This is a genomic window from Brassicibacter mesophilus, from assembly GCF_050433385.1.
Taxonomy (GTDB): domain Bacteria; phylum Bacillota; class Clostridia; order Tissierellales; family Proteiniboraceae; genus Brassicibacter; species Brassicibacter mesophilus.
In genome coordinates this window covers 30,668-45,690 of sequence record NZ_JBNPXI010000001.1, presented here as the reverse complement: position 1 = coordinate 45,690, position 15,023 = coordinate 30,668, and the positions used below count along the sequence as shown (strand labels likewise).

General features: G+C 30.0%; 14 protein-coding genes. 13 read left to right on the top strand and 1 reads right to left on the bottom strand.

Features of this window, described 5'->3' with window-relative positions:
- Window positions 1-5: 5 nt before the first annotated feature.
- The 12 genes from HNR33_RS00240 to HNR33_RS00185 all read left to right on the top strand — a co-directional run bounded on the left by HNR33_RS00240 (window position 6) and on the right by HNR33_RS00185 (window position 13,373).
- Window positions 6-1,145 (top strand): DUF58 domain-containing protein, encoded by a 1,140-nt coding sequence (locus HNR33_RS00240; protein WP_429079058.1) that lies wholly within the window; start codon window positions 6-8, stop codon window positions 1,143-1,145.
- Between the two features lie 10 nt (window positions 1,146-1,155).
- Entirely contained in the window at window positions 1,156-2,541 is a 1,386-nt protein-coding gene (locus tag HNR33_RS00235) for a DUF4129 domain-containing protein (RefSeq protein WP_429079057.1), read from the top strand.
- A gap of 123 nt (window positions 2,542-2,664) precedes the next feature.
- Entirely contained in the window at window positions 2,665-3,465 is an 801-nt protein-coding gene (locus tag HNR33_RS00230) for an ECF transporter S component (RefSeq protein WP_429079056.1), read from the top strand.
- 329 nt (window positions 3,466-3,794) lie between these two features.
- On the top strand, window positions 3,795-5,039 hold the full coding sequence (gene arcA, locus HNR33_RS00225; protein ID WP_429079055.1) for an arginine deiminase: 1,245 nt from the start codon (window positions 3,795-3,797) through the stop codon (window positions 5,037-5,039).
- Window positions 5,040-5,076: 37 nt separating this feature from the next.
- Window positions 5,077-6,069: an ornithine carbamoyltransferase gene (argF, locus tag HNR33_RS00220; protein ID WP_429079054.1), complete on the top strand. Its 993-nt coding sequence runs from the start codon at window positions 5,077-5,079 to the stop codon at window positions 6,067-6,069.
- 180 nt (window positions 6,070-6,249) lie between these two features.
- Complete coding sequence (locus HNR33_RS00215) at window positions 6,250-8,721, top strand: DNA internalization-related competence protein ComEC/Rec2 (protein ID WP_429079053.1); 2,472 nt, start codon at window positions 6,250-6,252, stop codon at window positions 8,719-8,721.
- A complete protein-coding gene (gene holA, locus HNR33_RS00210; RefSeq protein ID WP_429079052.1) occupies window positions 8,718-9,758 on the top strand; it encodes a DNA polymerase III subunit delta in 1,041 nt (346 codons plus the stop codon). The genes HNR33_RS00215 and holA overlap by 4 nt, the downstream gene beginning before the upstream one ends.
- Window positions 9,759-9,899: 141 nt before the next feature.
- Window positions 9,900-10,799 carry a sensor histidine kinase gene (locus HNR33_RS00205; RefSeq protein WP_429079051.1) on the top strand — a complete coding sequence of 300 codons (900 nt, stop codon included), beginning with the start codon at window positions 9,900-9,902 and terminating at the stop codon, window positions 10,797-10,799.
- A 117-nt stretch (window positions 10,800-10,916) separates the two neighbouring features.
- Window positions 10,917-11,438, top strand: coding sequence for an NfeD family protein (locus HNR33_RS00200; RefSeq protein ID WP_429079050.1), 522 nt, complete (start codon window positions 10,917-10,919; stop codon window positions 11,436-11,438).
- 11 nt (window positions 11,439-11,449) lie between these two features.
- Complete coding sequence (floA, locus tag HNR33_RS00195; RefSeq protein ID WP_429079049.1) at window positions 11,450-12,439, top strand: flotillin-like protein FloA; 990 nt, start codon at window positions 11,450-11,452, stop codon at window positions 12,437-12,439.
- 12 nt (window positions 12,440-12,451) lie between these two features.
- On the top strand, window positions 12,452-12,658 hold the full coding sequence (locus HNR33_RS00190; protein WP_429079048.1) for a hypothetical protein: 207 nt from the start codon (window positions 12,452-12,454) through the stop codon (window positions 12,656-12,658).
- Window positions 12,630-13,373, top strand: coding sequence for a LytR/AlgR family response regulator transcription factor (locus HNR33_RS00185; RefSeq protein ID WP_429079047.1), 744 nt, complete (start codon window positions 12,630-12,632; stop codon window positions 13,371-13,373). The genes HNR33_RS00190 and HNR33_RS00185 overlap by 29 nt, the downstream gene beginning before the upstream one ends.
- 71 nt (window positions 13,374-13,444) lie before the next feature.
- Here the strand turns inward: HNR33_RS00185 and rpsT are convergent, their stop codons facing one another.
- Window positions 13,445-13,708 (bottom strand): 30S ribosomal protein S20, encoded by a 264-nt coding sequence (gene rpsT, locus HNR33_RS00180; protein ID WP_429079046.1) that lies wholly within the window; start codon window positions 13,706-13,708, stop codon window positions 13,445-13,447.
- Between the two features lie 206 nt (window positions 13,709-13,914).
- Here rpsT and gpr point away from each other — a divergent pair, with 206 nt between their 5' ends.
- The gene (gene gpr / locus HNR33_RS00175; RefSeq protein ID WP_429079045.1) at window positions 13,915-14,889 is read left to right on the top strand and encodes a GPR endopeptidase; all 975 of its coding nucleotides are present in this window, start codon (window positions 13,915-13,917) and stop codon (window positions 14,887-14,889) included.
- Window positions 14,890-15,023: the final 134 nt, after the last annotated feature.

Here is a 15,023-nt window from a genome sequence, read left to right as displayed (position 1 = left end):
AGATTATGAAAACCATACTAATTATATTAGTTTTATTAGGAGCTCTCTCTATAATAGTAAATCGGTGGGATAAAATATCTTTTAAAAATATTGAGTATAAAAGGTATTTGGATAAAGAAAGAGTTTTTATTAATGAAAAGGTTAAAATGACAACAGAAATAGTAAATAGGAAACTGCTACCTCTTCCTTGGATAGAGGTACGCGCAGAGATACCTAATGAATTTATTCTAAAAGATCAAAAAGTTACTATGATTAATGAAAAGAGCAAAAAAATATATAGAGTAATTACTTCACTAATTAGCTTTCAAAGAATTAAAAGATACAATACTTTATACTGCAATAAACGTGGATATTATTCGGTTTACGATACTAAGCTTTCAATTGGAGATATTTTTGGTTTTGCAACTGCTGAAAAGTATATAAGTTATCCCATGGTTCTTATAGTTTATCCTGAAATAAAGCCTTTAGAAAAGCTAGTTGTACGAAATAATGGACTTCAAGGAGAGGTATCTGTAAAACGATGGATTATACCTGATAATACTGAAGTAATAGGTGCAAGAGAATATACTAGTAGTGATAGCTTTAATGCAATTGACTGGAAAACTACTGCAAGGGTTGGCAATCTCTATGTAAAAAAATTTGATTTTACAGCAGATCCTTCAATAGTGACGATTTTAAATGTTCAGACCAGTAAGGTTCATTGGCAGGATGTGAAGACTGATATAATAGAAAAAGGTATAGATTTGATTGCAGCTATTACTCAGAAAGCTATAAACGAAAAGATTTCAATCGGGTATACTTCCAATGCATATTTTAATGGTGAAAATCAAGAACTATTCATAGAACCAAGAATAGGATTGTCTCAAAAAACTATAATACTTGAAGCATTAGCTAAAACTTCATATACAAGAAGAATAAGCATTGAAGAATTATTCAAGAGTAAGATAAAATGCTTTTCATTTAAAAGTACAATTGTTTTATTAACAGCTTACATTTCTGATGGGCTTAGAACAGAGCTAAATTATTATGCAAAGCATGGATATAGAATTAAGCTTATTTTACTAGATAGTTCAGTAGAAGTGAATAGTCTAGTAAAAAATATTGAAGTGCTTTTATGTAGCGATTTAGTTGAATCTGCAAGATAGGAGGAGAAAAATGCTAAATATATTAGATAGAGTGTCAGATGCGGCTGTAAAATTTTCTAGAGATATAATTAATATTTTTATGTTTGGATTACTTACTATTGGAATACTATTTGGAAATGTTGACATTTTAAATAATAACTCTTTGATAAATCAGATACTAATATCTTGCTTTGCTAATTATTTATTAAGTTATATGTTTTCATATTATATTATAAAAAAGACTTTTATTAGTTTAAAAATAAGATTCATATTACCCATGCTTGCAACATGCATTTCTTTAGGAAGCATTATTCTGTTTATGGGTAGCTTAACTATTGGACTTAAAATAGGAGTTTTAATACTCAACCTAATTTTATGGCTAAAAGGAATAGGTGCCGTTTCTTATGATGATGATTATAAGACAGCAAAAAATAGATTTGCTTTAAATATCATAGTATTATTATCACTTATTATGATTAATTTTTTTATGCAGAATTTTGTTTTTATTTATAAAATAACAGAAGTATATTTGCCGATTTATTTTATAATACAAATTTTATATTTTGCAAGGTCTAGCTTGCTAAATGCTTATAGAGGAAAAAATATAAACACCATTAATATGACAAGAAATATACGTATATTCAATATAATATCAAGTTTAATTACTCTTACTATATTATTATTAATAATGACAAATTTTTTTGGAGCTGGAGATTTTAAGATAGTCTCAGGTGCTATGAGTTTTATTCTTAAGGTTATTGAAAAAGTACTTAGGATAGTTTTTTACCCAGTATTACTTTTACTTTCTAAGGTAGCGCAGCTAGTAAGCAAAAAGCTTGATAAGTACAGTGCCCTATTTGAAAAAACTCTGAGCAGCTTTGGAGATAGATTAGATAATAGGTATGATGAGCTTTTCTTTATAGAAAATCCCATAGTAAATTTAATATTTGTTTTTATAAAATGGACTATTTTTGCTGTTCTTGTTTTTTTTATTCTGTTTTTTATATTTAGAAAAATGAAAGATATATCTCCATATAAAGTGGATGAAATTGAAGAAGGAGAAGAAAAAGATTTTGTTCTTACTATTAAGGATGTAAAGCATATATTTAATAAAAGGATAAAGAATTTAATAAGCAAGATAGTAAACCGAAAAACAAATGACTTAAGTTCTTTACATATCATAAGACGTTTATATATTGAGGTTATTTTGAAGCTTAATAAAAAAGGATATAGATTTGAAAGATGTGATACACCTAATGAATATCTATCAAATATTGATGATAATAGATATGTAAATGCAGGTCTTGATAAGCTTACCCAATATTATAATGAAGTTAGATATGGGCGAAAAGAAATAGAAAGCGCTAGTATAGCTGAGTGTGTCAATATAAAAGCTAACATTGATAAAATTGAATAGCCATAAAACAGAACAATGTATCGGTACAATGAGTGCAAAACTTGTGAAATCATCCTTGACGACCCATACAATCGTGATATAATTATATTATAATGATGACAATTGTTGCTTAGGGGGGCTTTGATGAATAATTTTAATGTAAGAAGACTAACGTATGGAGGGCTGATGACAGCTTTAGTATTTGTAGCAACGGCTATAATACCCCAAGTTCCAGTTCCATTTACAGAAGGCTATATACATACTGGTGATAGTATGATTTTTGTTGCTGCTATCATGCTAGGCTGGAGATATGGAGCTATTGCTGGTGGATTAGGTTGCGCTATGGCTGATTTATATTTGACATACACTCATTGGGCATTACCAACCTTTATAATAAAGAGCTTGATGGGTGCTATAGTAGGATTTATGGCACAAGAATATAAAGATAAGAAAATTAATGTACTAAGAAACATTGTTTCACTCGCTATAGGTGGTGGATGGATAGTATTAGGAATATTGTTAAAAAGATTTATGACAGCAAAGCTTGCTGGATTTAGTGATTCAGAGTTAGTATATAGATTGATGCAAAAATTTGAATTTAATAGTATCGATCAATTAAAGAATTTAGTAAATTATGTTCAAATTTCTTTGACTATAGCAATTATTGTTATACCTATAGCAATAGTAATATTATCTTTAATACTGCACAAAATGGATAAGAAATTATTTAGCATTAATAATTTGATGGGGATGACATTGGCAGGACTATGGATGGTTATTGGATATTATATTGCTGGTGGGATATTAAAGGGAAATATGCTGGTTCCAATCTTTAGCATACCATCGAATCTAATCCAGTTTATCGGAGGAGCTGCAATAGCATTTCCAATAATTATAGGTCTTAAAAAAACGAAATTTTTTGATTCTATTAATATAAAGCTTTAGGTTGATCCTAAAGCTTTTATTCTATTCAATATGTCAGAATATTTTGAATAAAATAAGTTTTTTTATTTTTATTTATGTATAAATATAACTAATAATAGCACTCAACGAGGAAAACATTTTCCTGTTTATTGAGATTTAGTGATACCATATCAAATTAATGAAAAAGCATTAGAAAAATACTGTATATATATACATAGAGTGAATAAATATGAGTAAATTGATTCCTTGACAATATCGTTAAATGTTGAATATAATCAAAATATAGGGATAAATAATTATTTTTAATTATGAGAATGATGTATAGAGAGTGTATAAAAGGGGGATTCGGTTTGGCAACGGAGAGGAAAAATATTCTTAATGTAACTTCCGAGATTGGAAAGCTCAAAGCTGTGCTTTTACATCGCCCTGGTAAAGAGCTAGAAAACCTTGTACCAGATTTTTTAGAAAGACTTTTATTTGACGATATTCCATACTTAGAGTTGGCTAAAAGGGAACATGATAATTTTGCTGAGGTTTTACGAGGAAATGGAGTTAAAGTTGTATATCTTGAGGAACTGGCTGCAGAGTCAATAGCAGATACAGATATCAGAAAAAGATTTATTGAAGAATTTTTAGATGAAAGTAATGTTGTTGGGTTAGGAACAAGAGAAGTACTTAAAGAATATTTTGGAAAGTTTAATAACAAAGAGCTTGTTGATAAGATGATGGCAGGAGTTAGAAAATCAGAGCTACCAAATTTAATAAATAAATCGCTGATTGATTTAATTGATAATAAATATCCTTTTATACTAGATCCTATGCCTAATCTTTATTTTACTAGAGATCCATTTGCTACTATTGGGAAAGGTATTACTTTAAATCATATGAGAACTGAGACTAGAAACCGTGAAACTATTTTCGCAAAATATATTTTTGAATACCATCCTGAATATAAAGATGCAGATATACCTATATGGTTTAATAGGAACGAAACTTCATCAATTGAAGGTGGCGACATATTAGTTTTAAGTCCTAAGGTAGTTGCAATTGGAATATCAGAAAGAACTGATGCAGTTGCAATCGAGAAATTCGCGAAAAATATATTATATGCAAATCAATCATTTGAAACAGTTCTTGCATTTGATATTCCTAAAAAAAGAGCATTCATGCATTTAGATACAGTTTTTACTATGGTTGATTATGACAAGTTTACTATACATCCTGAAGTTGAGGGTCCATTAACTGTGTACTCAATTGCTAAGAGTAATAGATTCTCTGGTGAACTGAGTATAACAAAAGAAGAGGCAACATTACAGGAAATTCTTAAGAAGTATTTAGATTTGGCCAAGGTAGAACTAATAAGGTGTGCTGGAGGAAATGCTATAGATGCTGCTAGAGAACAGTGGAGCGATGGTTCAAATACATTAGCTATCGCACCAGGAGAAGTTGTAGTGTATGCAAGAAATTATGTTACTAATAAACTTTTAGAAGATCATGGGATTAAAACTCACATTATATCATGTTCGGAGTTATCGAGGGGTCGTGGTGGCCCAAGATGCATGAGTATGCCTTTATTTAGAGAAAATACTTTATAATATACAAATTAAGTTTCAAAAATAAAGGGGGATAAAAATGGCATTTAATTTAAAAGGAAGACATTTTCTAACATTAAAGGACTTTACACCAAAGGAAATAGAGTATCTTATCGATTTAGCAGCAGAGCTTAAAAGACTTAAATATGCAGGTATAAGACCAAGAACTCTAGAAGGAAAAAATATAGCACTTATATTTGAAAAACCATCAACTAGAACAAGATGTGCATTCGTAGTAGCAGCAGTAGATGAGGGAGCACATCCAGAATATCTAGGAAAAGGTGATATCCAGTTAGGTAAAAAAGAATCAGTAGCAGACACAGCAAGAGTACTAGGAAGAATGTTTGATGGAATAGAGTTTAGAGGATTCAAGCATGAAACAGTAGAACAATTAGCAGAGCATTCAGGGGTGCCAGTATGGAATGGATTAACAGATAGGTATCATCCAACACAAATATTAGCAGACTTCTTGACAATAAAAGAGCATAAAGGATACTTAAAAGGAATAAAGTTTGCATATGTAGGAGATGGAAGAAATAATATGGCAAACTCCTTAATGATAGGAGCAGCAAAGATGGGAATGGATTTTAGAATAGTATCACCAAAAGAATTGTTCCCAGAAGAAGAACTAGTAAAAACAGCAAGAGAAATATCACAAGAAACAGGTGCAACAATAACACTAACAGAATCAGTAGATGAAGGAGTAAAAGAAGCAGACGTAATCTATACAGATGTATGGGTATCAATGGGAGAAGAAGAGCACTTTGCAGAGAGAATAGCACAATTAAAGCCATACCAAGTAAATATGGATATGATAAATAAAGCAGATAAAGAAGTATTGTTCTTACATTGCTTACCAGCATTCCACGATAGAAAAACAACAGTGGGGGAAGAAATATATAAGGAACATGGAATATCAGAAATGGAAGTTACAGATGAAGTATTTGAAAGTAAGCATTCAGTAGTATTTGATGAAGCGGAAAACAGAATGCATACAATCAAAGCTGTTATGGTTGCTACACTGGGGAAGTAGGAACTATAGATATTAGATAGGTAAAAAGGGGATATGGGGTTTATATAACGATGAACAAAGCTTGGATAAAATTTATTCAAGCTTTGTTCGTTTTTGTTATAGGAGGTTAACTAGTAGCATATATGGTATAATATATAAAAGCTTGTAAATGTTGCAAATAAAATATGATAAGGTGTTAATATGAAGAGACCATTTGTATATATGATGATACCATTTATAATAGGAATAATTTTCATATATAAACTTGATGTAAACATATATTTTCTAAAGATTCTATTATTATTACTTATTGTAATTGCTATTGTATGTATTTTTGTTAAAAAAGGATATAACCTAATATTATTATTATTATTTTTTGTCGTTGGTTCATTATCGTATATAAATAGTATAGATAACGATTTAAGTGATTTTTTGGATGAGGACTTAACTGCAAAATGTAGAATTATAAGCAAAATGAACAATAATAAAGATTATAACACATATATAGCTAATACACTGATCATAAGCATAGACAAACATTCATACTTTGTTGATGAGAATATAATTTTGAGAGTTTATGAAGGACAAGCTCTTGACATTGGAGATACGGTTAAAGTAAATGGGATATTAAAGAGGCCTGACAGAAATACAAATCCGGGCTTATTTAACTATAGACTATATTTACAAGCCCAAGATATATTTTGCATACTGACTACAAATGGTCATAATACAGACATAATTTCTAAACGACAATTAACACATGGGCAGATAGTGTCATGTAAGTTTAAAGATTATGTTGTACGTACTCTTGACAACTTTCTAAATACTAAAAATAGTAATATAATGAAATCAATAATTCTTGGCGATGACAGCTTCTTAGATGACTATACTGAAGAAAAGTTTAGAGGTTTAGGAATAGCTCATATTCTCGCAGTTTCTGGTCTACATATAGGTATAATATTTTTAGTCATCACATTCTTTCTTAGACTACTTAAAGTGGATAAAAAAATATCGGTAATAATAGCTATATTATTAATATGGATATATGGATATTTTATAAACTTTCCATCATCTGTGCTTAGGGCTTCTGTAATGTTTAGTACACTTATTCTTTCCACTTTGACCTATAGAAGGTATGATTCTCTAAATGTTCTTGCATTTTCAGCATTAATTCTTTTAATGTATAGACCTTCTTTTGTATTTAGCATGGGATTCCAATTTTCTTATATAGCTACAGCTTCATTAATCGTTTTTACTAATAGAATTAACGGTTTTATATCTAATGAATCTAGTGAGAATAGTAAAGCTTATAAGATTTTATCTCCATTAATAGCAGTTCAGATTGGCATGTTTCCAGTTATGAGTTATTATTTTAATAGCTACTGTATTTTTTCCATACTATCAAATCTATTAATAATCCCATTATTGTCTTTGAGCTTAATGATGAGCTTTGTGTTGCTACTTATCTCGCTGATGAATATTAAAATTGCTGTTATTGTCGGATTTTTTATAAATGCTTTGATAAACATATCTGACTGGTTTACTGATATTATTTATAATATTCCATTACTAAATGTGGTTTTGAGGTCGATGACATTACTGGAGATATTGTTATACTATTTAATGTTAATGATATTGCTAAAAGTGATAAGATTAGATTTTTTGAACTCTAATATAGCTAAGTTGATTTTTGCATATTTAGCTACGGTGATTTTTTTGAATATATCAATTGTGCTTACCGAAGACAATGTAATTATTGATTTTATAGATGTAGGACAAGGAGATTGTAGCTTAATAAGAACAGACGGAAAAAGCATACTTGTAGATAGTGGGGGCACTATTCTAAGTGATTTTGATGTAGGCAAAAACATCATTCTTCCTTATCTAAGAAAACAAGGTGTTAGAAAGATAGACGCTGTATTTATAAGTCATTTTCATGAAGATCACTGTGAAGGGTTGGTGTCACTTATTGGCAATATAAAAATAGAAGGCATCTTCATAGGATATAATCCAACGAATAATAAATTATATAGTACTATAAAGAATCTAGCAAAAGAGCAAGATATTGCAATGGTGGTTGTTAATAAAAATGATATTATCAGATTGAATAAGCATAAATATATTAAAGTTTTGAGTCTACTTGATAATTACGAAGACATAATGCTATATAATGAGAATAACTTATCAATAGTAATGCTCTTAGAGGCTTTTAACAAAAAAGTTTTATTTACTGGAGATATAGAAAAGGAAGTGGAGGCAACGCTAGCTAATGAGAACAGAAATTATGATGTTGATATACTTAAGGTACCACATCATGGCAGTAAAACATCATCAACACAAAGGTTCATTACCAGTTATGCTCCTGAGTATGCAGTTATACAAGTAGGAAAAAATAATTTTGGTCATCCTTCTCAAGAAGTACTTAATAGATACGTAGATAATAATGTGAAAGTATATAGAAATGATATAGATGGAATGATTACTGCTAAGCTAGATCAGAATTCAATAAAAATAACTCCTTATCTACAAAAGAAACAAAATTTACATGATATAATAATAAAATATAAGATAAAAATATTTTTTATGATATTTTATTTATCAACTATATACTTTATACTTAAAAGAAATGCAAATTACTTTTTAAAAGATATTAATGATGAGGTGACTAAATGAGCTACAAAATTTTTCTAAACGATATAGAAAAAAATAATCTTAAAAAGGTATACATTTTATATGGAAATGAGATGTATTTAAAAGATTGGTTTTTGTCTGAAGTAAAGAATAGATATGTTGATAAATCATTTGAGACATTAAACTATGTACATCTAGATGGGAAAGAGATATCAATTGATAACATTATTAATGCATGCGAAACACTTCCTTTCATGTCTGATAAAAAAATAGTAGTTGTTGAGGACGTGACTTATTTTACTAGTACTAAAGGTAGTAACGTCCAAGATGAAGAAGAGTTAAGTAATTATTTACTTAATCTTAATGAATCTACATGTTTAATCTTCGTAGAAAAGGAAGATAAAATTGATAATAGAAAGAAAATAGTTAAAAAAGTAAAAGAGGTTGGTTCAGTAATTCAGCTTACTAAGCTTAAGGATGAAGAGTTGAACAAATGGATTTTAGATATATTCGGAAAGAATGGCAAGAAAATATCTAAAAAAGACATTTATTATTTTATACAAGCTTCAGGATACTTTGAAAGTAGTATTAACAAAACTTTATACGACTTAGAAAATGAAATAATAAAAATATGTAATTATCTTGGTGATAGAAATGAAGTCACAAAAAATGATATTGATAAAGTAGGTATTAAAACACTTCAAAACAATATTTTCAAGCTTGTTGATGGAATTGGACAGAAGAAAACGGAAGTCTCTTTATCTATTTTTAATGAAATGCTTTTAGAAAGTCAGCCACTGCAGGTAATACTTCATATGATAATAAGGCAATTAAGACTATTATTAATGGCTAAGCTATTAGAAGAAAAAGGGTATAGTCACGGAAGCATTGCTCAAAAGATGAATATACATTCATTTGTAGCGCAAAAGATAGTAGGTCAGAGTAAAAACTTTACTATAGAAGAATTAAAAAAAGGATTAGAAGATGGACTAGAAGTTGATAAAAGCATAAAAACAGGGAAAATGGATAGTAAGTTAGCTGTTGAGATGCTTATAGTTGAATTTTCAAATTTAAAATAAATATAAGATAGACTAATGATTTGAAACATTATTAAGTGAAGATTACCTTCACTTTTTTTGTTTCGACTATAACACACCATAAATGGATGATTGTAGAAGGAATTCTAATGTCTTTATAGAACTAGTTAACGAGGTTATAAATTGAAGAATGAAAGGACAATGGCAATGAAAAAGCGATATAGCATTAATTTGTATACAAATAAAGCTATAAACATAATATATGTCACTAATATTGCTCAAATAGTACTGTTAGCTTTTGTTACCTATACTTTTGTGTTGTATGATAATCAACAGAATCTATTTAAAGATAATTTAGATATACTAATGTTTTTTTTAGTTTCTATATCATTAGTTAATAATTATATAGCAATAAGGGATATTAAGTCGATAAAACATTTGCATATTCAAAATGTTATGCAGAGTAAAACTTTAGATGAAATAAATGACTTAAATAATACACTTCGTGCTCAAAGGCATGATTTTTTAAACCATCTTCAAGTCGTATATAGCTTGATTGAGCTTAAAAGTTATGATGAAGTTTCTAACTACATTGAAATGGTGTATAAGGATATAAAAAAAGTAAATAGAATTTTAAAAACATCTAATACAGCGATAAATGCGCTGCTTCAAGCAAAGGTTGTAGATTGTGAAGATAATAATATATTAACAGACGTTAAAATTACTACTAGACTTGAAGAGTTAAAAGTACCTTCGTGGGAAATGTGTAGGGTTATAGGTAATCTAATAGATAATGCAATAGATGCTGTAAAATATATAGCTGAAAAACAATTTATAACTATTGAAATCAATGAGGTGAGAGACAGTTATTTTTTTGTAGTAAAGAATAATGGTGGGATCATTAGTAATGACATGGTGGATAAAATATTTGTACCTGGATATACAACGAAAAATGAAAAAAATCGAGGCATGGGCTTAGCAATAGTAAAAGAAATAGTCTCAAAGTATCATGGAGACATTTCTGTAAGTAGTGATGATAAGGTTACAGCCTTTAGTGTCAAGATACCAAAAAGATATAATTAGGTAATCTGACATTTTAAGCAGATATATGTATAATACAGACAATATGTATTTAAGATTTATAAAATAGATATATAATTAAGGTATAAGAAGTAAATATTTTGAGGGGAGGGGGAGTATTTGGTAATATCAGAGCTAATTGCAAATATAGGACTATTGTCAGCTATATTTTTTGGACTAGGATTTGTATTTATTATAATTGAAATGTTTGTTCCAGGCTTTGGAGTGCCTGGAGCACTAGGAATTGCTTTTCTTGTTATTGGTATTATTGTCACAGCGAATACTGTACTTGAGGCCTTAATTCTAATTATGATTATATTAGCAGTGTTAGGAATTCTAATATCTGTTATTTTGAATTCTGCAAGCAAAGGAAAGCTTTCAGGAAAGATTGTTTTATCTACTGCGATGAAAAACGAAGACGGTTATATAGGGACTAGTGATATGCAATATTTCCTTAATAAGCAGGGAACTGCCATAACCGTTTTAAGACCAGCAGGTACAGTTGATTTTGATGGAGTGAAGCTTGATGTAGTTTCAGAAGGAGATTATATAGCTAAAGGAGCTGTTGTAAAGGTTATAAAAGTATCTGGAAGACGTATTGTGGTAAGAAAAATAGATGAAGTAAAAAATAACAATGAGTAGGAGGATGTTTTATGCCAATCTTTGCCGGTATATTAATAATAGCTGCTATAGGAGTAGTGTTAGCTCTTTTCTTTAGTTTTGTTCCTATAGGACTTTGGATTTCTGCTGTTGCTTCTAATGTAAGCGTAAGCATACTAACTCTTATTGGTATGAAGCTAAGAAGAGTTAATCCTAACAAAATAATAAGAGCCTTAATAAAAGGAAGAAAAGCTGGATTAGATATTTCAAGTGATCAGCTAGAAGCTCATTTCCTTGCAGGAGGAGATATTGATAGTGTTGTAAATGCACTTATAGCAGCTGAAAGAGCGAATATATCACTTGAGTTTGAAAAGGCAACTGCAATTGATTTAGCAGGACGTGATGTTTTTGAAGCAGTACAGATGACTGTAAAACCAAAAGTCATTGAAACTCCAGATATTGCCGCTATTGCTAAAAATGGAATAGAATTAAAGGTAAAAGCAAGAGTGACAGTAAGAACAGATATTGATAAGCTTATCGGAGGTGCAGGTGAAGAAACAATCATTGCTCGTGTAGGTGAAGGTATAGTTACTACAGTAGGTTCGGTTGTAACCCATGATGCAGTTTTAGAAAATCCTGATCTTATTTCAAAAACGGTTCTAGAAAAAGGACTTGATGCTGGAACAGCATTTGAAATCTTATCAATAGATATAGCAGATGTTGATGTCGGGAGAAATGTTGGTGCGAAACTACAGACTGATCAGGCTGAAGCTGACAAACATATTGCTCAAGCAAAGGCAGAAGTAAGAAGAGCAATGGCTGTTGCTAAAGAACAGGAAATGTTGGCCGCTGTTCAAGAAATGAGGGCAAAAGTAGTAGAGGCTGAAGCAGAAGTGCCAAAAGCATTAGCTATAGCATTTAAAAACGGTAAGATTGGAGTTATGGATTATTATAATATGAAAAATGTAATTGCAGATACAGACATGAGAGAAGCTATTTCAAATATTAATAAAAATGATATTAGTGAAATAGAAAAGGAATAGTGGGTGGTTAGGATGTCTACAAAAACGTCAAATAATAAGAATTGTAAAGAGCTGTGTTCCAATCTAAATAAAAAAGATGCGCGAAATAATGATTTTATATTAAACTTCAATAGCAAAACAATTCTTCAAGGAATAATTTTATCTGAGATATTAGGAAAGCCAAAGGGACAAAAAGGAATGGTGACAAGACATGGGTATAAAGGTACTAATAGCAGATGATGATATAGGAATGAGAATGGTATTGAGAAAGATAGTAGAAAAAGTTGAGGGTTTTGAAGTTGCTGCAGAAGCAGAGGATGGTAATAGTGTTCTTTGCTTTCTAGAAAAAATAGATCCCCAGGTCATATTTCTAGACATTGAGATGCCGGGACTAGATGGAATTGAATGTGCAAAGATGGTATCTGATATAGATCCCAAGAAGATGATAATATTTGCTACTGCTCATCCAGAGTTTATGCCGGAGGCGTTTGAAGTATATGCTTTTGACTATATAACCAAACCTTTTAAAATAGATAGAGTTATCAAGACACTCAGTAGAATTAAGGATACTTGTTCGAGCAATTATGCTGATAATGTAAAAGATGTAATATTTCAGCAATCTCCTTTGGATAAACTGATAATTAAAAATAAAGATGGTGTCAACTTTATAGATATGGAAGATATAGTTATGGTACAAAGGGAAGGAAGAAGCACAGTTATTTATACAAATGATGATAAACATATGACATCAGAAACTTTAGGTGACATAGAAAGTAAGCTTGAAAAAACTCTATTTTATAGATGTCATAAATCATACATTATTAATATGTCTAAGATATCTAAGATATCTCCATACGGGAGATGGACGTATATAGTGAATTTTAAAGACTGTGATAAAGATGCATTAATAACTCATAAAAAATATGAAGAGTTAGAAAAAATTTTTGAATTATGATTATCAAAAACTAAAACACTTCGGGCATAGCCCGAAGTTATTTATTTAAGTTATTACTCTAGTTGATGAAATTATACAGCAGCATTAAGTCTTTTTGCTAAACGACTAACATGTCTAGAAGCAGCGTTCTTATGAACAGTATTTTTTGCTGCAGCTCTAGAAAGCTTTCTTTCAACTACTTTAAGTAATGCTTTAGCTTCATCAAAGTTTCCGTTGTCTAAAGCTTTATCGAACTTAGCTATATAAGTTTTTATTTCTGATTTTCTTGATTTGTTTATAGACGTTCTAACTTTAGTAACTTCGATTCTTTTCTTTGCTGATTTAATATTTGCCATCAGGTTCACCCCCTTCGAATGCAATTAACAAAAGTAATTTTACCATGAAGAGATACAAAATGCAAGCAAAATATGCTATTTCTTTTGTTTTCCCAGAAATATAAAGATTATTGAGAGCTATTATTTCTATTAGTATAAATATTGCCTATAAGAGCAAATATAATACTAAAGAAAATTAATCTGTTTATAATAATGGAGGTAGAGCTATGTTTCAAGTAAGGACAGATTTGGCTATTGAAGCGAGAGAATTGTATCAGCAGAGAAATAAAAAAGAAATATCGGGTGTTGAAGTAGAAAAGGATGAAGCTAATGACTATACTATAACAAGGGTAAAAGTTTTAAATAAGAATGGAGAGAAAAAGATTGGCAAGCCTGTTGGAAGCTACATAACTATAGAAGTCCCCGCGCTTAGTAGAGCAGATCAAGATTTAAAAGATGAAATAAGTAAAGTATTGGCAAAAGAATTAAAAGTATTAATAAATCCAAATAAACTGACAAAGACTTTAGTTGTAGGTCTTGGGAACTGGAATGTAACTCCAGATGCATTAGGACCAAATGTTGTTGATAAGGTATATGTTACTCGGCACCTGTTTAAGGCTTATAATAAGACTGAAGATGATGCTATGGCTAACGTTTCAGCTATATCTCCAGGTGTTATGGGATTAACAGGTATTGAAACAAGTGAAACAATAAAAGGTATTGTTGAAAAAACTTCTCCCGATATTGTAATAGCAGTAGATGCTCTTGCATCAAGAAAAATGGAAAGAGTAAGCACTACAATTCAAATATCTGATACAGGCATAAATCCTGGTTCAGGAGTAGGAAATAAAAGAAAAGCACTAAATAAAGAGTATTTAGGTGTTCCAGTAATAGCTATAGGAATTCCAACTGTAGTAGATGCTGCTACGATGGTCAATGATACAATGGAATTGATAGTAGAATCAATGAAAAATCACTCTGAAAAAGGAAGTAATTTTTATGAAATGCTTGAACAAATGGAGTCTGAAGATAAACATGAATTGATAAAGGAAGTGTTAATGCCTTATATGCCTAACGTAGTAGTAACTCCAAAAGAAATAGATGATCTAATAAGTAGCTTGTCGTTAGTTGTTGCTAATGGTATCAATATATCACTACATCATGGCATAGACTTAAAGGATGTTAATAGATATATTAATTAAATATAAGTAAGAATTTTTATATAATAAAATCCTGTAGGCTGCTATAGGATTTTTGTATGCTCTTATTTAATCATATTAACACTGAGTATAGAATATAATTTCATATAATACTTTAGAAAAAAGGTTAGGAGTGT

Coding starts and splice junctions, on each gene's coding strand:
- floA (WP_429079049.1), top strand. CDS start 11,450: ATGCCAATCTTTGCCGGTATATTAATAATAGCTGCTATAGGAGTAGTG.
- HNR33_RS00235 (WP_429079057.1), top strand. CDS start 1,156: ATGCTAAATATATTAGATAGAGTGTCAGATGCGGCTGTAAAATTTTCT.
- HNR33_RS00215 (WP_429079053.1), top strand. CDS start 6,250: ATGAAGAGACCATTTGTATATATGATGATACCATTTATAATAGGAATA.
- HNR33_RS00185 (WP_429079047.1), top strand. CDS start 12,630: ATGGGTATAAAGGTACTAATAGCAGATGATGATATAGGAATGAGAATG.
- HNR33_RS00230 (WP_429079056.1), top strand. CDS start 2,665: ATGAATAATTTTAATGTAAGAAGACTAACGTATGGAGGGCTGATGACA.
- gpr (WP_429079045.1), top strand. CDS start 13,915: ATGTTTCAAGTAAGGACAGATTTGGCTATTGAAGCGAGAGAATTGTAT.
- HNR33_RS00190 (WP_429079048.1), top strand. CDS start 12,452: ATGTCTACAAAAACGTCAAATAATAAGAATTGTAAAGAGCTGTGTTCC.
- HNR33_RS00240 (WP_429079058.1), top strand. CDS start 6: ATGAAAACCATACTAATTATATTAGTTTTATTAGGAGCTCTCTCTATA.
- holA (WP_429079052.1), top strand. CDS start 8,718: ATGAGCTACAAAATTTTTCTAAACGATATAGAAAAAAATAATCTTAAA.
- rpsT (WP_429079046.1), bottom strand. CDS start 13,708: ATGGCAAATATTAAATCAGCAAAGAAAAGAATCGAAGTTACTAAAGTT.
- argF (WP_429079054.1), top strand. CDS start 5,077: ATGGCATTTAATTTAAAAGGAAGACATTTTCTAACATTAAAGGACTTT.